Origin of the sequence: Leptolyngbya sp. FACHB-261, assembly GCF_014696065.1 — a bacterium.
In the GTDB taxonomy this organism is placed as follows: Bacteria; Cyanobacteriota; Cyanobacteriia; order FACHB-261; family FACHB-261; genus FACHB-261.
In genome coordinates, this window is the sequence record NZ_JACJPL010000013.1 from 80,789 (window position 1) to 106,319 (window position 25,531).

Below are 25,531 nucleotides of genomic sequence, written 5' to 3' on the forward strand. Positions count from 1 at the left end.
CAAAGCAGTGCCAAAAAGGTCAGAGAATAGCGCTACAGCGTTTTCACGCTGACCTTATTCATAAAAGACTCAATGGTTTCTCTGGGAGGTAATCGAGGTCCGACTTGGCTCAACGCGCCCATCGAAAAAGCAGTTGCCAGCCGCGCGCAATCTGCAAGAGCCAACCCCCGAAGCTTGCCGGTGACCAAGCCCGAAACCATCGCATCGCCTGCGCCCACCGTGCTGACCACTTCGATTTGGGGAGGACGAGCCACCACGGCTTCAGTTGCTTCCGCAAAAATCGCCCCTCTCGCCCCCATCGACACGACAACGCACTGGATGCCTTTGGCCAAAAGGTCTTGAGCAGCTTGGGCAATCGCCTCCTCGGTCTCTAATGCCTTGCCAAATAACTCTTGCAACTCATCAAGGTTGGGTTTGATCGCATAGGGTGCAAACGGAATGGCTTGGCGAAAACTTTCACCACTGGCATCTAGAACCACAGTTTTGCCTTGCGCTTTCAGTCGAGCTACAAGCTCCCCATAAATGCTAGTAGGCAGCCCAGCCGGGATACTGCCAGATAGCACAAACCAATCATGATCAGCTACCAACTCATCAATGATTTGTTGCAGCATAGCCACGTCATTGACGCTCGCAGCTTGCCCCGGGAAGTTAATATCTGTAACTTGATTTTGTGCGGCATCAATGATTTTGACATTGACCCGAGTTTTGCCAGGGATGGCAATAAATCGGTTTTGGATACCTTTTTGAGCGAAGAAGCTTTGGAACAGTTCTGCGTTGTCCTTGCCCAGGAAACCCGAGACCGTGACTGAGAACTCAAAACCTGTCAAAAATGAGGCGACATTTACACCTTTACCGCCGGGATCGGCCTGTTCCCATTCCACCCGATTGACTTCGCCAGCTCTGAAATTGGCAATCGAAGCCGTCTGATCAATAGCTGGGTTTAGGGTAATTGTGGCAATTTTGGGACTCATGATTCTCTTCTTTTAATGCGAGATCGCGACGCCGTTGCTTCAGCAAAGCGATGCTGTGCAGAACACATCTCGCAGGATTGGCCTACAGGGCACGAACTTCCTGCGCATTGCGACATTGCAAAGCGCGTTTCGCTAATACTTGCGTTTGCCCAAGGGAGAGGCTGCGTAGTTTCGCCTTAACCGCCGCCACGCTAGGAATGCTGATGCTTAACTCGCTGACGCCGAGCCCTGCCAAGATAGCTGCCCCTTTAGGATCACCGGCAATGCCGCCGCAGACACCAACCCACTTACCGGCCCCATTTGCAGCTCGAACCGTTTGATCAATTAGCCGTAGAATCGCCGGATGCAGGCCATCAGCCTGTTTAGCTAAGGCGGGATGGCCCCGATCCATGGCCAGAGTGTACTGAGTCAAATCGTTAGTGCCAACTGAGAAGAAATCGACTTCTTGAGCAAACTCAGGCGCCATCAACACCGCAGAAGGCACTTCGATCATCATGCCGATTTCTATAGGCTCCGCGCCAATTTCTAAACGAACTTCCTCAGCAATTGTCTTGGCAGCCTGTAAATCTTCAAGCGTAGCGATCATCGGGAACATGATCTTGACCGAACCAGTGTGAGCAACTCGAAAAATCGCGCGCAGTTGAGGCTTAAACAAGTCTGGACGTTGCAAGCAAAGCCGAATGCCTCGGATTCCCAAAAAAGGATTTTCTTCTGCTGGCAAATTAAGATAGGGAACCGCTTTATCGCCACCGATATCTAGGGTTCGGATAATTAGAGGCAAGCCGTTGAGGGCTTGGGTCATCTGGCTGTAGGCCGCGAACTGCTCCTCCTCCGAGGGCGGCTCCGAGCGATTCAGGAACAGAAACTCGGTTCTCAACAGCCCGATCCCCTCTGCCCCCGCATTCACGGCTTGTTCTGCTTCAGCAGCTGCGCCAATGTTGGCAACCACCTCTACCCGATGCCCGTCGGTCATCAGCGCAGGTTGGTAGCACGCCAACTTTTCTGCTTCCCGAATAGCCTGCAAATCCTGCTGCGCCGTTTTGGCAGTCTCTAGATCAGCCTGCGAGGGATGGGGATAGAGCCCTCCACTTTCGCCGTCGAGGATACAGGCGGTCCCATCAGCCAAGTTGAGGATCGCAGGACCTGCACCAACAATGGCTGGGATATCCAAGGAGCGGGCAATAATTGCGCTATGCGAGGTGGGGCCACCGTAGGCTGTGCAAAAGCCCAAGGTCAACTGCGGATTTAGACTCGCTGTGTCCGATGGTGTCAAATCCTCCGCAATCAGAATCACGGGGTATTCGGGTAAGGTCAGCTCATCTTCCACCTTGTCTGCTAGCAGCCGCAGCACGCGCCGCCCCACGTCGCGCAGATCGGTTGCCCGGCCGGCTAATAAAGGATCTTTAAGCTGTTCTAGGGTTTGAGCCCGTTGTTCGTAGGCCTGCTGCCAAGCCCAAGCAGCACTGCGATGGTCCTGCAACTGCGCCCTTGCCCCTGCCACCAGTTCTGGATCATCCAAAAATTCCTGATGCGCCAGAAAAATTGAGGCTTTGCCCGTACCAGAACGCGCCTTCACATCCTCGTAGAGTTCGCGCAACTGTGCTTTGGCCGTTTCTACCGCCTGACGTAGGCGAGTTTCCTCGGCTGCTGGGTCTTTGGCCACAGCCTCAAACACAACCTTGCCCCGCTTAAGTTGAAAGACCGGTCCAATTGCCAAGCCCGGTGAAGCTGCAATGCCCGGTATTGCTGCGGATTCAAACTCCAGCCTTCGTCCTAAGCTGACAGCTGAAATCTCCTCCGCTTCATCACCCAAACCTGATTCGACTTCACGTTTCAGAGTTTGCAGCGCTTGATCGGCATCGGCTCCCTGCGCCATCAGGCGAATCGTTTGACCGCCTTCAACACCCAGTTTCAGCAGCGAGACCAAGCTTTTCGCATTCGCTGTCTGGTTTCGGTAACGCACTCGAATCTCTGACTCAAACTCCTTAGCCAGATTGATTAAAACCGTGGCTGGGCGAGCATGCAAACCTGTATTGCCCTGAATCGCTACATCTACAAACTTGGCAAAGTCAGACTCAGTATTTTCTAAGTTCGCTAAAGCTTTGCCGTTATTGTCATTACTGGTTGGGTTAACCAGGCAGTTGATAATATCGTCTGGGTTGGTAGTTCTAGACAAACGTTGAACGGTTGCCTCATCATCCAAAATATGGGTGAGATTAGAGAGAATTTCGATATGCTCATCTGACTTAGCGGCAATGCCGACGACTAGATGAACCCGCTCTCCAGGATTCCACTCTACCCCAGCCGGAATTTGCACCACTGAGATACCAGTTTGCGCGATTAAATTCCGGTCTTTGGGTAAGCCATGAGGAATGGCAATCCCGTTGCCCAAATAGGTATGAGCAACCTTTTCCCTTTCCATCATGCTAGTGATGTATTCCGTCTTCATGTTGCCGTTTTCAACTAGCAGGGTACCGGCCTGACGTATAGCATCAGCTTTGTTGACTGCCTCTGCCTTAAGCTTGATATTGCCCTTGTTCAGATTCATCATGTCATTTCAAAACTAATTACGAACGTCAAAACCCGCCTTCGCAATCCTGCAAAAGCTTTGCAAAGGCTGAAGTCTGCTTCTAGCCTGGTCTGGCAAGTAAAAGGCCAGATCTCGAGAGAAAGAGGACTTTAATTCTAGGGGATCGAGAAAGGATGGAATTGGTATATAAATTCATGGTAGGAGCTAAAGATTGAATTTTTTAGCTCGTTTAATCTTTTGTAAGATCAGCAAAGATCAAATAACGGCGAGCCAGTTGATAGACTAGGGCAAAGCTTAAGAAGTCTTAATACATGCCAGCCTAGGAGGTGAGTTAGACTCGCTGATCTAAGGCTTGTATGCGTTGATAGTTTTTTTGAATAACTTCTGAGCACTCTGTTTGCGAGACAAAATCTCGCAAGCCAGTTTAAAGAAGTTCGGTTTTGGAGCTTGTCTTCATCTTTGTTGTCGCATCTCAAATAATGCGAGCCATTGAATCATACTAACAGGAGAAAGTGAGATGTTTACTTCCAAAAAACTAGACATTCCTCTTTTAAATCAAGAACTTAAAGAGAAAGCGCTGGTGCTCTGGTTTGAGCAAGTAGGCATCGTCGATGTGCCCTTAGTGGGAGGTAAAAATGCATCGCTGGGAGAGATGATTCGGCAGCTCTCCCCCCAAGGTGTAAACGTTCCCACGGGCTTTGCAACCACTTCTCACGCGTTCCGTTACTTCATAGAATCAGCAGGCCTAAAAGCGCGTTTGCAGCGCTTATTGGCAGAGCTAGACGTTGAAAATGTCAACAACTTACGAGAACGGGGGCGACAAGCGCGAACCTTAATTCTGGACACACCTTTTCCAGCCGATTTAGAAGAGGCCATCCTTAACGCCTATGTGCAGTTGTCCCAACGTTATGGAGTCAACGTAGACCTGTGCGACCGCTTAGTCGGGGACGAATTGCAAGCCTGTATAAGCCGACACAGTGGTGTCGATGTAGCTGTTCGCTCCAGTGCAACAGCAGAAGACCTGCCCGATGCCAGCTTTGCCGGACAACAGGAAAGCTACCTCAATATAAACGGCATCAATAGCGTGTTGGAAGCTTGCCACATGTGCTTTGCTTCCCTATTTACCGATCGGGCTATTTCTTATCGCACGATCAAAGGCTTCGATCATTTCGAGATTGCGCTTTCGGTCGGGGTACAGAAAATGGTGCGCTCTGACCTAGCCTCCTCTGGCGTGATGTTCTCGATCGATACCGAAACTGGGTTCAAAAACGCGGCTCTGGTGACTGCAGCCTATGGCTTGGGTGAAAATGTCGTGCAAGGAGTGGTGAACCCTGACGAGTATATTGTCTTCAAACCCACGCTCAAGCAAGGCTTTCGTCCCATCCTAGAAAAGCGACTGGGCAGCAAAAAAATCAAAATGACCTATGACATCGGTGGCAGCAAGCCGACGTCAAACGTTCTAGTTTCTAAAGCAGAGCAGGCCCGATATGCCCTCAACGATGATGAAATTCTCAAGCTTGCGGAATGGACCTGCATCATTGAGGATCATTATTCCAGAGTTCGAGAAGCTTATAGCCCAATGGACATCGAGTGGGCAAAAGATGGGGCAACTGGCGAATTGTTTATTGTGCAAGCTCGGCCTGAGACTATCCATTCTCAGAAGACCAACAACATTCTCAAGACTTATAGACTCACAGGCACGAAACACTCTCAACCGCTGCTCACCGGTCGGGCAGTGGGCGAAATGATTGGTCAGGGTAGAGTCCGAACCATTGTCGATGTTCGTAAGTTGGATGAGTTTCAAGAGGGAGAAGTGCTGGTAACGACTCGCACTGACCCTGATTGGGAACCGATTATGAAGAGAGCGAGTGCCGTGATCACCAACCAGGGTGGACGCACCTGCCACGCTGCGATTATTGCCCGAGAATTAGGCATTCCTGCCCTAGTGGGTTGTGACAATGCGACCGATATTTTGAGAGATGATCAGGAGGTTACTGTCTCCTGCGCTGAAGGGGAAGAAGGGTATGTTTACGACGGTCTATTGACGTTTGAGATCGAGGAACTTGAATTAGGCAATTTGCCCCGCACCCGCACCCAGGTATTAATGAATGTTGGCAATCCCCAGGAGGCATTTAGGTTGTCGCTGCTGCCGAATGATGGTGTCGGCTTAGCGCGAACCGAGTTTATTATTGCCAACCACATCAAAGTTCACCCCTTAGCATTACTGCATTTTGACACTCTTAAGGACAAAGCAGCGAAGTGGGAAATCAGCCAGTTGACCGCTCAGTACGAGGATTTACCCACCTACTTTGTTGATAAGTTAGCGTCAGGAATTGGCATCTTAGCGGCTGCGTTCTATCCAAAGCCAGTCATCGTTCGCATGTCAGATCTCAAGAGCAACGAATACGCTAACCTGCTGGGGGGAAGAGAGTTTGAGCCAGAAGAAGAAAATCCGATGATCGGCTGGCGGGGAGCCTCCCGCTACTACGACCCCAAATATCGAGATGCCTTTGGCCTGGAGTGCAAAGCCTTCAAACGAGTTCGGGAGGAGATGGGTTTAACTAATGTGATTCCCATGATTCCCTTCTGCCGCACACCTGCTGAAGGACGCAAAGTCTTAGCAGAAATGGCAAAACACGGACTAGTACAGGGCGAGAACGGCTTGCAAGTCTACGTCATGTGCGAATTACCCAGCAACGTTGAGTTGGCCGACCGCTTTAGCGAAATATTTGATGGCTTCTCGATTGGCTCCAATGATCTGACCCAATTAACCCTGGGCCTCGATCGGGACTCTGCCCTGGTTTCTCATCTATTTGATGAACGTGACGAAGCGGTAAAACGCAAGCTACAGCGAGTGATTGCCTGTGCAAAACAGTTCAATCGCAAGATTGGAATCTGTGGTCAGGCTCCCAGTGACTATCCTGAATTTGCAGGATTTTTAGTCGAGCAAGGTATCGATTCAATTAGTCTGAATCCCGATTCAGTCTTGAAGGCCCGACTCGCAATTGCCAAGACCGAAGCAGCTCTCGACCAGTCTTCTTGACACTAATTTTCTTCTGAGAGCACTGGATGCAAATCCTCAGCTATTCTTGTCTTCCGTGAGAATTTTGCTGAGAACCTCATGCAGCTTTTCGATCTCGTAGGGCTTCGCCAGAAGCCCTCTAAAACCATACTGTTGAAATTGAGCAACCAGTGGATCATTCGAATATCCACTGGAAACAATTGCTTTCACGCCTGGGTCAAATCTCAGCAACTTCTTAATAGCTTCCTTGCCTCCTACTCCTCCGGGTACGGTTAAGTCCATGATCACAGCATCGAAGGGCTGGTCGGCTTTTTTGGCTTTTTTGTAGAGTTCAACTGCCTCTAATCCATCTTTAGCAAAACCTACGTCATAGCCAAAGTGAGTGAGCATTTTGCCAGCAATCTCCCTCACCTTTTCTTCATCATCCATTACCAAGATTTTGCCTTTGCCAGCAGTAGAGTTTTTTTCCTCCTCTGCCTCAGCCAGAATCTGATTTTGTGAGGCCGGGAGATAAATACAGAACTCAGTACCAACTTCTAGTTCAGACTCTACGTCGATCAAGCCGCCGTGGTTTTTGATGATCGAGTAAGAAGTTGATAAACCTAAGCCACTACCTTTTTGTTTAGTTGTAAAGTAGGGATCGAAAATTTTTGAAAGATGTTCTTCAGGAATGCCAATCCCCTGATCTTGAATTGAGATCTTGACATATTGCCCCCCTGCTAAAGGTAGAAAACTCTCTTCTTCAAGCTCTATATTTTCTACCTTAACCTGCACAGTTCCGCCGTCAGGCATCGCCTGATTAGCGTTGATAATTAGGTTATTAAGCACCTGGCTGATCTGGCCTTCATCCATCTCAACTGGCCAGAGGTCCTCTGCAATAGAAAGCTCACATTTCACATTTGAGCCTCTCAAGCCAAACCCGAGAGTATCCTTAATTAACTCTGCAATCGAGGCTGTCTTTTTAATAGGTGCTCCACCCTTTGAAAAAGTCAGCAATTGCTGGGTTAAGTCCTTCGCTCGCTGCGATGCTTTCCTAGCCTCCGTTAATCTGGCATAGATCTGACTATCAGGATGAGCATCCATTTGGGCAAGGGAAACATTGCCTAGAATAATCGTCAAAATGTTGTTGAAGTCATGAGCGATTCCACCCGCTAGAATGCCTATCGATTCAAGCTTTCTCGCCTTAATCAGCTCCTCCTCCATCTTCTGCTTCTCCAGCTCTTGCCGCTTCTGCATCAACGCAGTGGTTAGGTGATTGCTCAGCGCTTGTGCCAGTTCGATTTCGTCATTTGTCCATTCCTGAGATTGGCCCCGTTTGAGTTCTCGCCAGGCTTCAAAGGAGCGGCGTGGCAGCCGTTGACGCTCGTCACTATCTCGATGGCCAGCCCACAGAGTCTCAACCTCAATTTCGTTGCGAAAAATGCTCAGGTATCCCAGCAGTTTCTGTCGGTATTGCAAGGGAACACTGAGTAGACCTCGGATTTCAGTCGGCGCAAAGGCTGGCCCCAGAGCACGGAGTTCAGGCTCATGGTAAAGGTCATTAACTGCTTGCAGAGATAAGGTTTCCCTATCGTTAACCGGCTGACTCCACAGGAGCTGCTCTTGTCCCAATACCCTGCTCAAATGCATAAATCGCTGCCAGCAAACGCTGTCTTCGATCAGTTCATTTTCCGTCTCGGGCTGGGGAATTGGCTGTTGCCCATAGGTGTAGAGCCTACTGATCTGACTTAGACCATCAGCGGTGATATAAAGTCTGCCACTGGTGCCCTCTAGCGCTTGCACCGTTTCCCGCAGAACAACTGGGAGAACTTCCTGGAGTTTAGTAGAGGCATGCAGGAGGGTGGCAATTTTGCTAATCGTGGCTTCCTGGCGGGCCTGCTCTCGTGCCTGACTCAGTAGCTTGGATTGGGAAATCGCAATTGAGACCTGATTTGCCAGCAGTTGAACAATTTGAAGCTCCCGTTCTGAATACTCTCGGGTCCTAGAGTGATGGGAAATTAGTAATCCCCAAAGCTGCTTGTGATACAGGATGGGCACAACCAGACATGACTGAACCCCCATGGCTGCCAGGTATTCGAGATGGCAAGGGTCGGCGGGGCAGTAACGAACGTCCTCGACCACCAGAGTTTCACCAGTTTCTGGAGAATCGAGATGACTAATGATGCTGAGTTGCGCTTGAACATCGACAATGACCCGTTGACGAGCTTTGACGAACAGCTCTCGGGAGATCGGAGGAATATCATCAGCAGGAAAACTCAAGCCCATCAACGAGGGCAAACGCTCCTGATTCGCAGATTGCGCAATGACCTCACCACTGCCATCAGCTCGAAACCGATAGATTTGAACCCGGTCCGTCTGCAAAAAGGAGCGGATCTCAACGACTGTGGCCGTCAAGATTTCCTGCAATTCTAGAGACTGACGAATGCGGTTAGTCATCCGGTTGAGCAGCGCTTCCTGGGTAAGCCCCCGCTGAGCCTCTTGCTTGCCTTTTTTGGCTTTCCCGCGACTCATATCTCTAGGTCTCTCGAACCATTGGACGTTACCGTCCTGTAATGATATCAATCAGGGATAAAAAACTGATGCATTTCTTAATATTTCTAAGTTCAGGTCGATCGACAAGCTGATCATCAGGAGCAGTTCCAGATGGGCTGTCAAGTAAAGTCTTCTGGATTAAAGTGAGCTTGCTAAATTGCGTCAGGCCAATGTACCCCTTCTTAATTTCCTCTCAGAATAAAAGCATGAGTGGTAGAGACTTGGATAGCTATAAGGAGATGGCTATAAGCAAGAGGGTTAACAAGGCGTAGCAGGCTCTAGAGATTTACACTTGAGCCTGCTAGCCCTTTAGTTTAAGCAGGCAACACTCGGCTGATCCTTACAAGCTTAGCGACCCTCGCTAGAGCCCTGATTATTGAGGTTAGTTTCTAAGACCAATAAATGCATGGGACACAAGTTACCACTAGTCAGCTGAGGGCACTCGATTAGCTTATCTGAGTAGAGCCAGGATAGCTGCGTCACGGCTCGGGACAGACCGTGAGTCTCCACTAGGTTTTTGAGAAATCCACATAAATCAGACGATTCTTCTGACATGAAAACAATTCCTCCTTCAACACAAAATCATTGATAACCGCTGTCACTTTGAGCAAGCGTACTGGCTTCAGCTAGGCTTTGCCAGCGTGATTACCTGAAACACTTGCCAGCTCATCCTGAGCTTGGGCTAGCTCAGACTGCTTGTCTAAAAGGCTGGCTTCGAGAGATGCGATAGACTTGTTTAACTTCTCCAGCAAGGCCATTCTGCCTAAAGCTTTGGCAAAGATCATTGGCCTTAACTGGACTCTCTGCTCCGAATTGCCGATGCAGGGTAGAGGTTCTTGAATGAGCGTTTCCCATTGGGAATAAAGCTGTTCTAAGTTGCCTTGGAGAGCCCTAACTTCCTCTCGCAGTAACGTGATTCCTTTCATCAGTCTCCTTTTGCTTATGGAGCTCTATAGATGAACTCAGGTAACTTTTCTATGCTTAAGGCTTTACGTTGTCATATACATCTAAACACGACGCAGCAAAGCTCAAAACTTTACGATAGTTTCATGAATTTACATTAAAATCTCAGAATCAGTTACTCTCAAGAATATTTCTGAGAGTAAAGAAAACCAAACTTATTTAGAGCCTGCACGGTTTGGATAGGCTATCTCTTGCTCTTTTTCCAACCATAAAAATTCTAGAATTGAAAGGCTTGGTCGCTTTAGCAGCCATTGGTTTTAGCTCTCGCAAAGCTGCTAGACAGTCACAAGCCTTTCAATCAGTAGAATATATCGAAATGGATATTTTGGGGATCCTGTGGCACCTTGCTGAAGGAAAGCCAGTACAGGTAAAGGGGCTGTACCATTTCAATCAAGATAGCAGGATCCGTCGGCTTGACTAAGGAAGAACTGGCTCCTGTAGCATAGGCTTTCTGGATATCACTTCAATGACTAAAACCAAATTATTCATCATTCTCCCTGTTCGCTATGGGTTGGTTGAAATTCATTAAAATAAACCGCCTTTGAAAACAAATGATTGAACTAATAAGGTTCCCCAGACCAGAAGACCGACTAGCTCAGAGTTCACGGTTAACAACCCCTTTTTCCAGGAGTAACGGCTACGAAATAGGAACACACACACGGTTGGCAGAGTCATGAGCAGAGGCATGCCAGTACTCGTTGTGAAGCCGCGAACAATGAGTACTGGACCTGTGCCAAATTGCAGAGCTAATGCTGACCATCGAGCAGCCTGCCCCAAAAACCACTCGGAGTCTAGAAATTTGATCACACGAATGAGCGCAGAACTTTTCTGCTTAGCTCGATGTGCCGCACTGCTGGACATATTGCTTGATAGTTCTGAAAACTGTGTTTGTTGTTGAGCAGGGTTGAAGGGAAGGTTGGTCACTCCAACCCTGGACCTTATATTAATCCCTCTGGATCAGGGAACTAGGCTCGACCTAGCATTTTCGCAGGGGCCACCTTTGTAGACCTTGACAGGTGAGCCTTAACAGAACCGGATGGCCAAGGGCTACGACGGGGTAAATCATGCATGATCGACCGAGCGAGTAAGCATCGGTAAAGTTCGCTCAATTGAGCCGCAACGCCACACCAGCTAAACTGCTCCCGCACCCGTGCTGCTGCCTGACTGCCCAAGAGGCTAGCCCATTTCTGGTCGGCCAGGATGCGATCAATTGCGATAGAAAACGCCTCAGCATCCTGCGGCGGTGCCAATAGCCCGGTCTCTTCTGGGACGACTGTAAATTGCAGCCCGCCCACATTAGAAGCCACCACTGGCGTGCCGCAGGCCATAGCCTCGATTGCCACTAATCCAAACGGCTCATAGTGACTTGGCACCACACATACATCCGCTGCTGCGTAATAGAGCGGCAGTTGATCATGGCCCAAACGCCCAACAAAAAGGGTCTGTTCTATCAGACCCTCCGCTTGCACAATCTGTTTAATACGCGCCCGTTCTAGACCATCTGCTTGGCCAGGGCTACTGCCACCCGCAATGACTAGACGAAGTTTGCCTTGATTGCGGGCCTTAGATAAAGCACAAGCACGAACCAGGGTTTCAATCCCTTTGCGGGGGTCAAAGCGTCCGACATAAAACACAATCTGCTCATTGAGATTTAACCCCAATTTCGTCCGAGCTTCAGCTTGAGTCACAACCTGGAAGTTATCCACATCTGTGCCGCAGGGAATAACCTTCACACAGCCCGTTTGGGAAACCAACGTCCGCAGATGTTCTTGTTCCTGTGGACTGGTTGCTACTACACAATCCGCTTGCTCTAAAATCTGTTTCTCGACACTTAGACGTATCTCTGCGTTCGATGGGGAAGCCACAGATAAATACTTCACAGCCCCTAATGAGTGATAGGTGTGAATGAGCTGGACATTGTTCAACTCCCGCAGTTGCAAACCGATCCAAGCCGAGAGCCAGTAGTGCGTATGTACAAGTGGATAATAGGCGCCTTGCTTGGCTTGGAAAGCTTGAAACGCCTCCACAAATTGGGGCATGTACTCAAATAGCGCATCGCGTGGAATGAACTGCTCCGGACCCGCTACCAAGCGAATGGTCCGGCAGTGCGGGGAATGCTGCACAATCGCGGCATCGTTCGGATTGACCTTACGCGTGAACATATCGACTTGCCAACCCAAAGCAGCAAGAGCCTCTCCAGCTCGGCGAACGTAAACGTTCTGTCCACCAGCCTCTTCTTTGCCAATTTCGGCTGCGGGGTCGCCGTGATCAGAGATGAGGGCGATCGCCTGTCTGCTGCGACTAAGCATGCTTGACACCTTTAGTTGACACCTTGATTGAACAGATCACTCTGTACTTGGGCCGAGGGGGCTCCTCAGCACAAGTACAGAGTGTGTAAACAAAAGTGTACGCACTCTCATTTCCCATTTCTGTCAACCAGTAGGCTAAAGTGCGCAGCCGAAAAGTTGTATCCTAGGTATTTCCTACTTGGATCCAGGTAACAGATACCTGGACGCCTTGAGGTCAAGCAGCAATCCCTAAACTTGGGGTAGGAGCAGGGATGGTGCATCCACAAAGCGTAGCCAGCTGCAGTCTCCCTAATCCCCCGTCTCAGCTAGAGTAATACAAAGGTATTCAAGACTCTATACGAATGCAGAAATTTCCAGATGAGAGCCACAAGCCCTAACAATAAGTAAGCCTAAGCTTCCAAAATACAGCGATCAGGCAACTCAGACTAACGAGATTGTGGCCTCAGCTTTGTCGCGAGGTACAGCCTAAGCTAAGGGTAGATCAAGCCTGCTTGAACCTTTGCATATTGGATCAAGAATAAAAGCTAAGCAGAAAAGCGATTACCAAACTCAATTAAAAAATCGTTAAGGGTAAACTTCCAATCACACATCAGCACTGTCTCTATAACTAAGCCCAAAGTAGTTATATCCTGTCTGTATCACTACAGGGGCTAAGACAGCGAAATGAACCAGTGGCCTTCGAGCGTATGGTTTTTGACTGGTAGCACCCTGGGTGCTTTACTTTGTGCCCAACCCATCGCCGCTCAAGTCGTGCCTGATAATACGCTGCCTGGCGGAGAGCGCTCACAAGTCACGGGCAATCCCAATTTTCAGATTGATGGCGGGGCAAAGCGGGGTGGCAATTTATTCCACAGCTTTCAGCAGTTTTCTGTCCCTACAGGAGGGTCTGCCTACTTTAACAACGCCCCCACCATCACCACCATTTTCACTCGCGTTACAGGTGGGTCAGCCTCGAATATTGATGGCTTGATTCGAGCCAATGGCACAGCCAACCTGTTTTTACTCAATCCCAATGGCATTCTGTTTGGTCCCAATGCGTCACTCAATATTGGCGGTTCCTTTGTGGGCACGACTGCCAATGAAATCGGCTTTCCCAATGGCGAATTGTTCAGTAGTAATGCAACGCAACCTCTGCCCAATCAACTCCTGAACGTCAGTCCTAATGCCTTGTTTTTCAACCAACTAGCAGCACAATCGATCGTCAATCGCTCGACCGCAAACAATGGAATCGGGCTGCAGGTGCCAGCGGGACAGAGCCTATTGCTAGTGGGTGGTGATGTCCGATTAGAAGGCGGGCAAATCGTGAGCCCGGGTAGCCGAGTGGAGTTGGGTGCTGTTGCCGGACAGGGAAACGTAGGGCTGAGTGAAACGTCGAGTGATTGGCAGTTGAGTTTTCCAGATAGTGTGGCGCGAGCAGATGTTTCCCTCAACAACAGTGCTCAAGTAAACGTTCTTGCTGGGGGTGGCGGGAGTATTACCATCACAGCTCGAAACTTATCCCTGAGTGAGGCAAGTAGACTTCGAGCGGGAATCAACGACAGGTTAGGCTTTGCTGGTGCGCAAGCAGGAGACATTCAGCTCAATGCAACAGAAGCAATAAACCTAACTAATAGCAGCGCAATCAGCAACGGTGTGCAGGCTGGAAGTACGGGTAATGCCGGTAACATCGACATCACAACAGGATTACTTTCTCTTACAGAGGGCGCTCAACTGAGTTCCAGCACTTTTGGATGGGGGAATGCAGGCAATGTAAATATCAGTGCTCGCGACACCGTCTCTTTCGATGACATTGCTGTCTTCAATACCGTGGGACCAACTGGTGTTGGTAACGCTGGCAGTATCAATATCACATCAGGGTCGCTTTCTCTCGTAAGAGGTTCTCAAGTAGGTTCCGCCACGGCTGGACAAGGAGACGCAGGTAGTGTAAACATCACTACCCGCGATACCGTTCTTGTGGATGGTATCAGTAATGGTTTTAGGAGTGTTTTAGTGACTGCCGTGCAAGCAGCTGGTGTTGGTAACGCTAGCAGTATCAACATCACATCAGGGTCGCTTTCTGTCACAGGGGGTGCTCTATTGCTTTCCAGGACGGCTGGACAAGGAGATGCTGGGAATATAACGATCTCAACGGGCTCCCTCTCGGTGACTAGTGGAGGGCAATTGAATGCTCTCACCTACGGACAGGGAAGAGCGGGGAATGTCAACATTATGGTTCGCGATGCCGCCGTCTTTGATGGAGCAGGCATCAATGACGCGCCTAGTGGTGTCCTCACCGGGGTGGTCGAGGGCGCGGTGGGGGAGGGGGGCGACCTGAGCATCACGGCAGGTTCTCTGAGGTTGACTAACGGGGCAGCACTGAGTGCTAACACCTTGGCGAAAGGAAGTGCGGGCAATATCAACATTACTGTCCGCGATGCCGTCTTGATAGAAGGCATCGCTAGGGGGGGTACTGGCATCTTCGCTACGGTAGGAGAGACCGGCGTGGGCAATGGGGGCACCATCAACCTCAGCGCTGGCTCCCTGTCTCTCATCGGGGATGGTGCTATCGCTGCCGATACCAATGGACAAGGACGAGGGGGCAATATCAATCTCGATGTCCAAGGCACCCTCCTGCTTAGTGGTGGCGGCAGGGCGGCACCAACGGGAGAATCGAGCCGCATTACCCTAGGGGTGCAGCCCGGAGGGAGCGCTTCTGGCGGCAACCTTCGCATCAATGCGGGCTCTCTAGTGCTGAACAATGGCGGTCTGCTCAAAGCCAGCACTCAAGGTCAGGCAGATGCAGGTAATCTCGACATCCAGGCGGATAGAGTCGATATCTCTGGCAGTGTTCCCAGCAGTGGCTTGCCCAGTGGCTTGTTTACTAGTAGCGATACCGCTGGCAATGCAGGCGATATTACCCTTCAGACTCAGACCTTTCGCATTGCCGACGGAGCTGCCTTGAGCGCCCGCAGCCGAGGCGATGGGCAGGGGGGAGACATCACTGTCAATACCACCCGCACCTTTGAGGCTGTCAACGGTGGACAACTCATCACCACCACCTTCAGACGGGGACAAGCGGGCACGATCACCGTCAATGCAGCAGAGCAAATCATGATTGCAGGCAGCGACCCGACTTACACCGTTCGCTTAGCCAAGTTTCCCAATCCCATCGATCCCTTAGTGGCCAACGCCATCATTGAAACAGGTCCCGCTAGCGGTTTTTTCGCCAACACTGAGCCGAACTCCACCGGGCGTGGTGGCAATATCCAAATCACGACCGGACGCTTCACCGTTCAAGAGGGAGCTCGACTCATTACTAGCACCTCTGGAAGTGGACGGGCAGGAGACATCAGGGTGAGTGCTCCTGATATCCAACTCTCGGGTGCGGCCAGTGGTCTATTTGCTCAGACCACCACTGCTGCCAATGCCGGCAATCTCACCATCCAGCCCCGAGGCAACGGCCAAAGGGTGCGGGTGAACCTGCAAGGCGGGGCACAAATCTCTGCCTCCACTTCCAGCAGTGGGCGGGGAGGACAGCTGACCATTACTGCCCCGGAGTCTATTACGCTCACTGGCAATGGTTCGATCATTGCTGCTGGGACGGAGGGCAGAGGCGCAGGGGGCAATTTAAGGCTGACAACCGGCACCCTCAACCTTCAAAACCAGGCGGAAGTGAGCGTTAGCAGTTCGAGCACGGGACCGGCAGGCTCCTTGTTCGTGGAGGCCAATCGCATTTTCCTCAACAACCAGGGCAGAGTTCGGGCAGACACTTCAGGCGGTGGGGGCAATATCAACCTGCGTTCTGGGGATATCATTTTGCGTCGTGGCAGTAACATCACAACCAATGCCACGGGCAGCAATATTCCCGGGGGCGACATTGCGATTGATACTCAATTTCTAGTGGCGGTTCCTAACGAAGACAGCAACATTAGTGCTGACTCTGAGGACTTTCGCGGCGGCAATGTCAGCATCAATGCCTTTGCGATCTTTGGTCTTCAGTCCCGTCTTAGCCCTACTGACTTCAGCGACATCACCGCGACTGGAGCCAACTCTGCTTTAAGTGGCACTGTTAATGTCACCACTGCCGGTATCGACCCAACTTCGGGTCTAGTGGAATTATCGACTGACCTAGTAGACCCATCAGGGTTGATTGCTCAAGGCTGTCCTGCCGACCAGGGCAACTCGTTTGTGGTCACCGGTCGAGGGGGATTACCGCCTACACCAGAACAACAGTTAGACGATGATTCTGAGTGGCAGGACCGACGCAGGCTAACCGTGGCTCAGCAGACCAATCCGGCTAGAGAAGTCGGGAGCCAAAAGTTGGATGGTAGCGCCCAGACCCTACACCCGGATGCTGATAAGCCCATCACCGAAGCAACGGGCTGGCAGATGAGTCCGACCGGAGAGGTCGTCCTAGTTGCTACCACCCCTGAGCCAACAGTGCAGAATAGGCTGAATCAACCTGTTACCTGCAAAAGCAGACAGTAGATCGCCTAAAGTGGAATTAACTCACTAGTCTGGTGGCATCTAGTCTTTTGCAGTGGCATCAAAGCTACTGAGTGATTGGGATGCTTAAGTTGAACTTAACTTAGGATTTATCTGCCATAACTTGCCTGGTTCAATTTAGGCAAACACTGAAGAATGGGCATAGTTCGTTCAGGGGAGAAGCGCTGGAAGCTGTCCGAATTGCTGCTGAGAGATTGGAACTGCCTGAATACCCCTTTGATGCGGTTTATGTCGTGGCTTATATTGCTGCGCTTGCCGATCATTTAGTGATTTAAGCTGAATTTCTCCGCAAGAATATTGGCCTCCGTAAAAATATTGGCCAGACAAATGGGCTGGATGATATGGAGACCAACGGTTTCTTTATTGAGATTTCGTAGGGTATTGGCAGAGAGCTGTGGTTTTTAGAAGCCCACCTGCAAACCTCATTTTCGTAAGTTCTAAAGTTAACCCTGAAGGAGTTGAGCCATGAGCCCATCTAATCTGTCCGCTGTTGCTCAGGAAGCGGCGACTGATACCATCCTGGACATTGATCTCAACGTTCAAGCCGAGAAGGGTCCGGACCTGCGAAAAGACCATCCTAAAAGTCACGGCTTAGTTTGGGGAGAATTCAAGGTTGAGGACAGTATTCCTGAAGCATTAAAGGTGGGTATCTTTGCCCAGCCTAAGACCTATCCAATTTGGGCGAGGTTCTCCAATGCTTCCTCAGTGGAGAAGCGCGGTAGGATCAAGTCGGATCTTGATCCTGATGTGCGCGCACTCGCTATCAAACTCCTACAGGTAGAGGGTGAGAAGCCGCAAGCCTATAGTTCAGTCTTGGACAATCCTGAATAATCCTTCTTGCAAACTACTTCCGTCATGAGTTGTTGGCGGAAGTAATATCTCGGAAGTGTCAGATTTAGTCGTAATTGTCATTGGTGCCGGTTCAGCAAGCTGTGTAGTTGCCAACTGCCTGACAGCAGACCTAGACACTACTGTGGCTGTTGCTCGAAGCGGGCAATCCAGATACGAAGTCAGAGATTCAAATTTCACTGCAATGTACACACCTACTAGGCAACAGGTGGACTATTGAAAATGATTCAGCAACCAGAGAAGGCCGTATGACTTCTCTCAATGAATTTTAACCACTGAAGCTAAAGCAGCTCTATAAGGAGACATCTTTTTCAATGATCAATTTTTCTTTCGGTATCTGGTTGAAACGGCACTGTATGGTTGTTGGAGGAGCGCTGCTTGTGGCCGTCCTAACAGCCTGCGATGCCTCCGCCAAATCACAACCATCGTTCGCGCATACCCCATCAACTGCAAGTTCCTTGGTCGCGTCCAGCCCGACACTGCCGCCAACATCTGCTACTCAAAGCACTTCCGGTTCGACCTCACCGCCAGTTTCTCTCTCACAAAGTGCTGCCAGTGCTAAGAAGCTGCAACAGGAAGCAGTCCAAGTCATTCGTGACTATTACAGTGCGATCAATCGTCGAGACTATCAACAGGCCTACTCAGCTTGGGAGCGAGATACTGCTGCTGGCCAGCAGTCATTTGAGCAATTCCGGCAGGGTTTTGCCAGCACCGCATCCACTGCTGTAGAGGTTGGAGAAGCCGATAGGCTAGACGGAGCAGCAGGGTCCGTCTACATTCAGATTCCGGTTACCATTACAGCCATCACCACGAATGGAACTCGGCAACGATTTCGCGGTAGCTATATTTTGCGACGAGTCAATGATATTCCTGGCTCAACTTCAGAGCAGCGTAGATGGCATCTGCACTCGGCGAATATTACTCAGGTTAATTAGCTCGTTGCAGAACTTGTGCATTAGCAGGATGAAAATCACAGCTATCTCAGCAACAAGCTTTCATCTTTCGCGTGCAATCTCAATTACACAAGTAAAAAAGGTAGAGTCTAAACCATGTTCAAAGTATCCGCTAAATTGTCTGTCGTGCTGGTCTTTATTACAGCGTTAGTATTGGTCTGTTTGCAGTCCTTTGAGGCAAAACCTGCTCTATCTGAAACCTCAGATATACACTTTCCTGACCAGCCAACAATTGTTGCAACGGCCCCCCTTCCCCCTAATCTCGTACCTGCGGTGTTAGGAGGTAAACCAGTTTATGTTCTGTACGTGACCCGATCCGAAGATACTGTCCTGGTACGCTGTTATCCCGGCTATGAGCCAGCGATAACAGTTCAAGCGATGGGTAGTAATTCCAATGCCAACACACCGAGAGAAGGGGTCATGACCTGCCGTCCTTCTGCATAGAAGCGGTGCTGTGCGATCAATGCCAATTAGGGCACTGATCAAATAGACTCCTCCCTTGAATCTAGCTGTCAGAAGAACAAAACAGGGTGGGAGCAGAGTATCAAGTGGTGACATTTAGCTACCACTTTAAGGCAAATGTCGAAGAGAGCAAACATCTAGGGCAGGCATTTTATCTGTTCCTGCCCTTTTTACTCCTGTTGCCTAGCTAGACTTCACTCGCAAGCCCAATTGACTGATTTTGCCAAATTAACAATTAGAATTTCTTGAGAAACTAGGCGTTGGCAACACAATCAGAAGTTATCCTAGATTAATTCAGCTACCTAGTTAAATTGCTCAGACAATAGAAAAGCAATCCCTTGCAATACTAATGATTCTTTTCCTTGCGCTTTCCCCACGGCTTTAGCGCAGAAATACCGATAATAACAAAGAGAAATGAAATTTGAATTAATGAGCCGATTAGCACCCCTTTTGCATCAAACAAGTAGACAGGATTCTTGAATGCATCCAATCCCTCTGTTGATGCGATGCGTTCAGCAGCATTCCCCCAGGGAAACAACCAAAAGGTACCGAAAACAATCAGCCCAGTGGTTAGAATCCATTTTGTGATTACCCAATAGAATTTGAAAAAACCGTAGTTAGTCTGCCAGCAAAGTAGCGTGGCTGTAATCACTGAGCCAATTGCAGCAGGAATCACAATAAAATCATCGAGTAGATTAATCGCTGAATTGAGCGCAAAGAGAACGTCAGAGTCAGTTGTATCCTTGTTTCTGAGGGCAATGAGGAACATGCTCAGGACCGCTCCAGTCCAGAGTGCTGCAAATCCGATGTGAAACGACAAAATCCAGTTCTTTTGCTGAAGGCTAAGTTTAAATAGCTTCTTATTTTTTTGCTTTGTGTCAGGTGTTGGTGTCTTTTCGCCTGCTTCGAGTGTTGTCATTGAATACTCCTTGTGGTTGGCGTCATGAATTACCATACGAAGAGACAGTACAGATGTTTCTGTAGATTGTTTCTCTGTATGGGAATGCGCTGAGTTTAGCAATGCCCTCCATTAGGAGCTTGACCAAATTTGCTCAAACTGTGCAGATCTTGCCGCAATCTCTATTGCGACACTCTAAACACCTTGGGTGTCACACCAACATATTGGCGAAAAAGCCTGGTAAATGAACTGTGATTGGTTAAACCTACTTCAAAGGCAACTTCGGTAATGGTCAGTTTAGTCGTTGACAACAGCCGTTTTGCTTGAGAAATTCGGCACGGGGTCAAATACTGATGTGGAGTAGCGCCGGTTGCTTGTTTAAATAGACGGCAGAAGTGATATTGGCTCAGGCTTAGTACACTAGCAATATCTGACAAGGCAATGTCTTGATGGAGATGAGTATGAATGTAATCGAATACTTGCCGCAACTGCTGCTCAGATAAATGGCCTGTCTTGCCAGAAGATGGCTGAGGTTGCCAAACTGAGTACTGCTTGAGTAGATGAATCACTAGACCAGTCGCTAAAGACTCACCAAATATTCGACCTACAGGATGCTTTGCCTCAACATCATCTTTTAAAGCAAGCCCGATTTGCTGCACGAACGGATCACTAATGCCAATGTGCGGAATTAGTTCGACCTGTTTCACTTGGACTGATTCATAGGCGATTTGCTCAAAGAACTTGTGGGAAAAGCCAAGCAAGGAAAACTCACCTGCCTGGAGCCAATTTGATGAGTACCGAATCCCCGCAGGGATAAACAGCATTTCACCCGGTTTGCAGTAAAGGTTCTGGAGCTGACCCTTCAACCGATGTTCTGACTTAACCGGATGTCCACCGCGCCCTGTAATACCAATGATGTGCTGCGTCCACTGATGCTCTGGGCTTTCATAAGCAGGATGGTCATAATGTTCGAAAAATATACCATTCCACCCTGATCGTTTACTCGACAAGATTGGACAATCAGCCAGTGCAGGGTGGGTGTGTCTAGTCATATCAACCTGCGGCAGTCTATCCATTGTTGTCATAGCAGAAGAAGCAAGTATCGTTAATCTTTAGAGTTTAATGTTAATCGCTTGAGTTGCTTTATCACACCACGCCACCCGACTTTCCTGATAGAAATCTTCTCGGTAACCTCATAACTACTAGGAGACCAACGAGATAGAAAAACCAGGATGGTGTAATTGAGTGCTATAAATCCTTCTTGGTCTCAAGCTGAATAAAAGACAACTTAAAAAAGGGGTAAAAGCGCTGAATTGAAGCTTCGCTGCTACCCACTCTAACAAAGCAGAAGATACTCAATAATTCGCCTTAGCTATCTATTGCAAGGCTCTCTTGCCGATCTCTCCTTCTTTCGAGAGAACATGATATTTGTAAATTTATGTAAAGATTCTTAGAGACCGGAAATAACAAGGCCGAGAAGTGATGCGTAAAGACTCTGGACAAAGTACTTCGGTTTGGATGAAAACGGCAACAGTCCCTGAGCGACCGTCCTTAGCAGAAACCCTTCATGCTGATGTTTGTGTGGTTGGGGCGGGGATTGCAGGATTAACCACCGCATATCTGTTGGCTAAGCAGAAGAAGTCTGTAGTGGTGTTAGAGGGCAGAGAAATTGGCGGTGGCCAAACGGTTCGGACAACAGCCCACATCTCGACAGCCCTAGATGATCGCTATTATGAGATTGAGGATATCCATGATCAGGAAGCGGCAAAGTTAGTCGCTGACAGTTTTACCGCAGCGATTGCCCGCGTCGAATCTATTGTCACTACTGAGAAAATCGACTGCGATTTTGAGCGTCTGGATGGCTATTTGTTTGCTGCCACACTGGATGAAGCCAAAGAATTAGACAAAGAGTTGGCAGCGACCCATCGAGCAGGTTTAACGCCTGTAGAAAAGCTAGCGCGGTCGCCCATCACCAGCTTTGATACGGGGCCTTGCTTACGTTTTCCTCAACAAGCCCAGTTTGACCCACAGAAATACATGGCAGGGCTGGCAGAAGCGATCACCCGTCTCGGCGGACGCATCTACACCCATACGCACATCAGTGAGGTGAAGGGCGGTTCTCCAGCTCAGGTGCAGACGAGGGAAGGGTTAGTGGTCACCGCTAATGCACTCGTGATTGCAACCAACTCTCCCATCAATGACCGCATCTTTACACACTTGAAGCAGGCCCCTTATCAGACCTATGTGATTGCAGCGAAGGTGCCAAGCGGTTCGATTGCCAAAGGCCTATATTGGGATACACTCGACCCCTACCACTACGTCCGCTTACAAACAATGCAGGCGGATGGGCAAACTTACGACTTGCTAATTGTGGGAGGAGAAGACCATAAAACCGGGCAGGCAAACGATGCTGATGCGCGTTATGCTGCACTAGAAACCTGGACAAAAGAGCGGTTTCCAATGGTGGAAAGTATTGAATTTAGCTGGTCTGGTGAGGTGATGGAATCAGCGGATGGGCTGGCATACATTGGGCAAAGCCCTGACCAGGCAGAGAATGTCTACATCGCAACAGGCGATTCGGGCATGGGTATGACTCACGGCACAATCGCCGGAATGCTCCTGACCGATCTAATTCTGGGGCACGAGAATCCTTGGAAAGACTTGTACAATCCAGGACGGGTGCCCGTAGGTGCTGCTTCCGACCTAATCACAGAAGGGCTGAATGTTGCAGCTCAGTACAAAGACTGGGTCACAGGGGGTGACATTGATCATGCTGAGCAGTTAACTCCAGGCACAGGGGCTATCGTCCGACGCGGGCTCACAAAAGTCGCTGCTTACCGCGACGAAGCCGGTGAACTACATGAGTGTTCGGCAGTCTGCCCACACTTAGGCTGCATCGTAGCCTGGAACTCTTCTGAAAAATCCTTTGATTGCCCCTGTCACGGCTCGCGCTTTAGTGCGGAAGGCGAAGTTTTGAATGCACCAGCGATCAAAGGGTTGAGTCCTGCTAATGTCAGCTCGACAAAATAACACTACAGATTAAGGTAGTGCTGAGAGCGTCAGAAGCAATTGCGTGATGCCCAGCAGATCCCCAACTTCTAAGTTGAGACCCTTCATCACTATTAATTGAACTCAATCAAGAAGTTGGGGATTTGGGCCTACTATTTGTTTCTCAAATGTGTGTTGGTCATAACAAACAGAAAACTGCTCGGAACAGATTTCAACCTGATTACTAGCAGGGTAGGGGCAAACGAAACAAGCATCCTCTCTGATAAATCTCACAACTGTTAATGCTAGGTTTCACGGCTCTCACAGCCTAAGCTTTACCCAAACACCATCTCGACGCCGAGGAGTAGGTAGGGCTGTCAGGTCCAAGTTCTGCCTCTATTCGGGACGACTCCCACTCATACCCTCACCCTAGAAAGGGTACGAACAGCCTCTCTCTAGCCTCTCTGAAGTTGAAGATTCCGATGGTGTAAGACCAAGTTCTCTAAAAGAGAGCTACGAATCAAGGGAATCACAAAAGTTCAGACGCGGTGCTAGAGTGGGCCGTCACTACAGTGGTCGCTGATAATGCTTGTCTGGATCGACTACTCGCAGTTGCTAATATTACCTAAGCATTTTATTTTCAGCAGACTTGCCTAGGTAACTAGATCTTAAGAGAGCAACTGTCCCTGTGTTAGTTTGGCTCCAGTTAGGTTGGCTCCACTCAGGATAGCTTCATCAAGCCTTATCCCTCTCAGGTCAGCAAAGCTAAGATTAGCCCCGCTCAAATTGGTCTTCTCGAGCAAAGCCCCACTTAAGGTGGCCTTGCTTAAATCTGCTCCGCTTAGGTCAGCTTCACTGAAATTACTACGGCTCAGGTTCGTCCTCGTTAAGCATGCTTGATGCAAATAGGCGCCACTCAAGCAGGCCTCACTCAGGTCTGCTGCCGTTAAGTCAGCTCCTCTCAAACAAGCTTGGCTAAGGTTGGCCCAACCGAGCTTGGCGTAGCTCAAATTCACCCCAACCAAAGAGCACTGACTTAGCCTTGCGGACCTCAAGTTAGCGTTGCTGAAATTTCTCTCGCCCGCTGCATACCGCCTCAATAGCTCATCTGTCGTCAATCTAATCAGCAGGGTTCTTGCCTCCCCGCTAGCACACCAGGAAGCTTCCATCAAAGCAGCCGCGGTGTCAACAGCGACTTTGTCAACAGATCCCAAGCTCACTCCATTGCAGCCATCCCACTGCCCGCCGAGCATTAAGGCAACTTCAGAGGCGGCAACTGTGGAATCAAACAACAGAAGGTGGGGTGTGCGGTCCGACTCAAGCTTCGCACCTGTTAGTCGATTGAGCAGTTCAGAAAACCTTATTTGCAGCACGTCTTTCATAGCTCAGGGGAGGAAGCGCTCACTCTACCCTAGAATCGCTCAGCGCCTTCGGGTAGCCCTTAAAGATGGATAAAGCAGCCTGAATGGCAAGATCATCAGTGGGTAGAGGCCTCTCCAGCCTTCCCTTTGGATCTCATGATTGTAGAAGGGCAATCTCAGGTCGAGCACCTTGAACTCGTCTGCTACCTGAGTTTAATTACAGGTGCCGAACAAATTGATACTCCAACCCTAAGGAACTGCATTAATACGCAAGTGCCTCTGGGGTGACAACGATTACACTTTATGGTTGCTGATGCACTCTGAGTAGCATTCGATGAGGCAGCAAGGTCATACTGCTGGTGGATTCTCTTGATCACTATCGGAAGTAGGCTGAAATTTCTGTGGTGGTGTTGTTAAGTTCATAGTTAATAACAATAAGCACAGATTCAAATCAGCTTCCAGGGAAAGGCAGAGACAATGAGTCTACTGATGGTTGATCTTGATGGCACAGTTCGGAAACCCCTAAGCGGGCAAATTCACATTCAGCACCCCAAAGACCAAGGTCTAATTGAAGGCGTCAATGTGGCACTGAGTGCTTACAACGACGACTGGATGATTGTGGGCATCACTAATCAAGGTGGAGTAGAAGCTGGGTACAAATCGATGCAAGCTTGCATTCAGGAGCAGCAACACACCCTTCATCTTTTGCCTATGCTGCGCGAGATCTATTTTTGTCCAGACTTTGCGGGCAAGAAATGTTTTCGGGTAACGTTACACAATGCACACAACCTGAGCAAAACTCAGTGGTCAGGGCAATACCGTAAGCCTGGGGCAGGCATGCTGCAACTGGCAATGGCAAAGCATCACCACAGCCCAGCTACTTCAGTATATGTGGGTGACCGAACTGAAGATGAACAAGCAGCTCATAGGGTAGGGGTGAGGTTTCAATGGGCATCGAACTGGATTGAGCAACATCAAGAGGCAACGAGTTTAAAACTGGAGGAGACTACACCATAACTAACTCAAATGCTCCGTGAAAAAACCATGTCAATCAGGGCCAGCAGGACGACTATTTTAATGAGGATCTCGCCAGCGGCTCTCAGAGAGCAAATCAAGTGGTGGAGCCGCCTAATTCAGATCTGTAGCCCTCGGCCTAGCCGCCCTCAATTAATTCTGACTGCTAGGTGAGAGTCTTAGGTTGTTTTCCC

The 25,531-nt window shown here is 49.5% G+C and carries 18 protein-coding genes; 8 read left to right on the plus strand and 10 right to left on the minus strand.

Annotated elements, in window-relative coordinates; all coding sequences use genetic code 11:
- Positions 1-32: 32 nt before the first annotated feature.
- Entirely contained in the window at positions 33-971 is a 939-nt protein-coding gene (gene pfkB, locus H6F94_RS05530; protein ID WP_190801228.1) for a 1-phosphofructokinase, read from the minus strand.
- Positions 972-1,053: 82 nt separating this feature from the next.
- Positions 1,054-3,522: a phosphoenolpyruvate--protein phosphotransferase gene (gene ptsP / locus H6F94_RS05535; protein ID WP_190801229.1), complete on the minus strand. Its 2,469-nt coding sequence runs from the start codon at positions 3,520-3,522 to the stop codon at positions 1,054-1,056.
- Positions 3,523-4,018: 496 nt separating this feature from the next.
- Here ptsP and ppsA point away from each other — a divergent pair, with 496 nt between their 5' ends.
- Positions 4,019-6,544 carry a phosphoenolpyruvate synthase gene (ppsA, locus tag H6F94_RS05540; RefSeq protein WP_190801230.1) on the plus strand — a complete coding sequence of 842 codons (2,526 nt, stop codon included), beginning with the start codon at positions 4,019-4,021 and terminating at the stop codon, positions 6,542-6,544.
- 36 nt (positions 6,545-6,580) lie between these two features.
- Here ppsA and H6F94_RS05545 read toward each other — a convergent pair whose 3' ends face one another.
- From H6F94_RS05545 to H6F94_RS05555, 3 genes are all read right to left on the minus strand, one after another.
- On the minus strand, positions 6,581-9,034 hold the full coding sequence (locus H6F94_RS05545; protein WP_190801231.1) for a hybrid sensor histidine kinase/response regulator: 2,454 nt from the start codon (positions 9,032-9,034) through the stop codon (positions 6,581-6,583).
- Between the two features lie 369 nt (positions 9,035-9,403).
- Complete coding sequence (locus H6F94_RS05550) at positions 9,404-9,610, minus strand: hypothetical protein (RefSeq protein ID WP_190801232.1); 207 nt, start codon at positions 9,608-9,610, stop codon at positions 9,404-9,406.
- A 71-nt stretch (positions 9,611-9,681) separates the two neighbouring features.
- Positions 9,682-9,981 (minus strand): hypothetical protein, encoded by a 300-nt coding sequence (locus tag H6F94_RS05555; protein ID WP_190801233.1) that lies wholly within the window; start codon positions 9,979-9,981, stop codon positions 9,682-9,684.
- A gap of 212 nt (positions 9,982-10,193) precedes the next feature.
- On the opposite strand from H6F94_RS05555, the gene H6F94_RS05560 reads away from it, so the two are divergent.
- The gene (locus H6F94_RS05560; protein ID WP_190801234.1) at positions 10,194-10,439 is read left to right on the plus strand and encodes a hypothetical protein; all 246 of its coding nucleotides are present in this window, start codon (positions 10,194-10,196) and stop codon (positions 10,437-10,439) included.
- Positions 10,440-10,543: 104 nt separating this feature from the next.
- Here H6F94_RS05560 and H6F94_RS05565 read toward each other — a convergent pair whose 3' ends face one another.
- Both H6F94_RS05565 and H6F94_RS05570 read right to left on the minus strand, forming a co-directional pair.
- A complete protein-coding gene (locus H6F94_RS05565; RefSeq protein ID WP_190801235.1) occupies positions 10,544-10,942 on the minus strand; it encodes a hypothetical protein in 399 nt (132 codons plus the stop codon).
- Positions 10,943-10,983: 41 nt separating this feature from the next.
- On the minus strand, positions 10,984-12,327 hold the full coding sequence (locus H6F94_RS05570) for a glycosyltransferase family 4 protein (RefSeq protein ID WP_190801236.1): 1,344 nt from the start codon (positions 12,325-12,327) through the stop codon (positions 10,984-10,986).
- A gap of 663 nt (positions 12,328-12,990) precedes the next feature.
- On the opposite strand from H6F94_RS05570, the gene H6F94_RS05575 reads away from it, so the two are divergent.
- The 4 genes from H6F94_RS05575 (at position 12,991) to H6F94_RS05590 (ending at position 19,058) form a co-directional block, all read left to right on the plus strand.
- Positions 12,991-16,794 carry a two-partner secretion domain-containing protein gene (locus H6F94_RS05575; protein WP_190801237.1) on the plus strand — a complete coding sequence of 1,268 codons (3,804 nt, stop codon included), beginning with the start codon at positions 12,991-12,993 and terminating at the stop codon, positions 16,792-16,794.
- A 483-nt stretch (positions 16,795-17,277) separates the two neighbouring features.
- Positions 17,278-17,643 (plus strand): catalase family protein, encoded by a 366-nt coding sequence (locus H6F94_RS05580; RefSeq protein WP_190801238.1) that lies wholly within the window; start codon positions 17,278-17,280, stop codon positions 17,641-17,643.
- 398 nt (positions 17,644-18,041) lie between these two features.
- Complete coding sequence (locus H6F94_RS05585; protein WP_190801239.1) at positions 18,042-18,596, plus strand: hypothetical protein; 555 nt, start codon at positions 18,042-18,044, stop codon at positions 18,594-18,596.
- Between the two features lie 114 nt (positions 18,597-18,710).
- Positions 18,711-19,058 carry a hypothetical protein gene (locus H6F94_RS05590; RefSeq protein WP_190801240.1) on the plus strand — a complete coding sequence of 116 codons (348 nt, stop codon included), beginning with the start codon at positions 18,711-18,713 and terminating at the stop codon, positions 19,056-19,058.
- A gap of 364 nt (positions 19,059-19,422) precedes the next feature.
- Here H6F94_RS05590 and H6F94_RS05595 read toward each other — a convergent pair whose 3' ends face one another.
- Together H6F94_RS05595 and H6F94_RS05600 are read right to left on the minus strand one after the other, a co-directional pair.
- Entirely contained in the window at positions 19,423-19,995 is a 573-nt protein-coding gene (locus tag H6F94_RS05595; RefSeq protein WP_242041019.1) for a hypothetical protein, read from the minus strand.
- Between the two features lie 161 nt (positions 19,996-20,156).
- A complete protein-coding gene (locus tag H6F94_RS05600; RefSeq protein WP_190801241.1) occupies positions 20,157-21,050 on the minus strand; it encodes an AraC family transcriptional regulator in 894 nt (297 codons plus the stop codon).
- 406 nt (positions 21,051-21,456) lie between these two features.
- On the opposite strand from H6F94_RS05600, the gene H6F94_RS05605 reads away from it, so the two are divergent.
- Positions 21,457-23,004: an FAD-dependent oxidoreductase gene (locus H6F94_RS05605; RefSeq protein WP_190801242.1), complete on the plus strand. Its 1,548-nt coding sequence runs from the start codon at positions 21,457-21,459 to the stop codon at positions 23,002-23,004.
- Positions 23,005-23,630: 626 nt separating this feature from the next.
- On the opposite strand, the gene H6F94_RS33490 is transcribed toward H6F94_RS05605, so the two are convergent.
- Positions 23,631-24,344: a pentapeptide repeat-containing protein gene (locus H6F94_RS33490; protein WP_190801243.1), complete on the minus strand. Its 714-nt coding sequence runs from the start codon at positions 24,342-24,344 to the stop codon at positions 23,631-23,633.
- Between the two features lie 456 nt (positions 24,345-24,800).
- Here H6F94_RS33490 and H6F94_RS05615 point away from each other — a divergent pair, with 456 nt between their 5' ends.
- Positions 24,801-25,340: an HAD-IIIA family hydrolase gene (locus tag H6F94_RS05615; protein ID WP_190801244.1), complete on the plus strand. Its 540-nt coding sequence runs from the start codon at positions 24,801-24,803 to the stop codon at positions 25,338-25,340.
- Positions 25,341-25,531 lie beyond the last annotated feature (191 nt).

Bases quoted from the DNA above. Each gene is read 5' to 3' on its own strand.
- pfkB (WP_190801228.1), bottom strand. From the start codon at position 971: ATGAGTCCCAAAATTGCCACAATTACCCTAAACCCAGCTATTGATCAG.
- ptsP (WP_190801229.1), bottom strand. From the start codon at position 3,522: ATGATGAATCTGAACAAGGGCAATATCAAGCTTAAGGCAGAGGCAGTC.
- ppsA (WP_190801230.1), top strand. From the start codon at position 4,019: ATGTTTACTTCCAAAAAACTAGACATTCCTCTTTTAAATCAAGAACTT.
- H6F94_RS05545 (WP_190801231.1), bottom strand. From the start codon at position 9,034: ATGAGTCGCGGGAAAGCCAAAAAAGGCAAGCAAGAGGCTCAGCGGGGG.
- H6F94_RS05550 (WP_190801232.1), bottom strand. From the start codon at position 9,610: ATGTCAGAAGAATCGTCTGATTTATGTGGATTTCTCAAAAACCTAGTG.
- H6F94_RS05555 (WP_190801233.1), bottom strand. From the start codon at position 9,981: ATGAAAGGAATCACGTTACTGCGAGAGGAAGTTAGGGCTCTCCAAGGC.
- H6F94_RS05570 (WP_190801236.1), bottom strand. From the start codon at position 12,327: ATGCTTAGTCGCAGCAGACAGGCGATCGCCCTCATCTCTGATCACGGC.
- H6F94_RS05575 (WP_190801237.1), top strand. From the start codon at position 12,991: ATGAACCAGTGGCCTTCGAGCGTATGGTTTTTGACTGGTAGCACCCTG.
- H6F94_RS05580 (WP_190801238.1), top strand. From the start codon at position 17,278: ATGAGCCCATCTAATCTGTCCGCTGTTGCTCAGGAAGCGGCGACTGAT.
- H6F94_RS05590 (WP_190801240.1), top strand. From the start codon at position 18,711: ATGTTCAAAGTATCCGCTAAATTGTCTGTCGTGCTGGTCTTTATTACA.
- H6F94_RS05595 (WP_242041019.1), bottom strand. From the start codon at position 19,995: ATGACAACACTCGAAGCAGGCGAAAAGACACCAACACCTGACACAAAG.
- H6F94_RS05600 (WP_190801241.1), bottom strand. From the start codon at position 21,050: ATGGATAGACTGCCGCAGGTTGATATGACTAGACACACCCACCCTGCA.
- H6F94_RS05605 (WP_190801242.1), top strand. From the start codon at position 21,457: ATGCGTAAAGACTCTGGACAAAGTACTTCGGTTTGGATGAAAACGGCA.
- H6F94_RS33490 (WP_190801243.1), bottom strand. From the start codon at position 24,344: ATGAAAGACGTGCTGCAAATAAGGTTTTCTGAACTGCTCAATCGACTA.
- H6F94_RS05615 (WP_190801244.1), top strand. From the start codon at position 24,801: ATGAGTCTACTGATGGTTGATCTTGATGGCACAGTTCGGAAACCCCTA.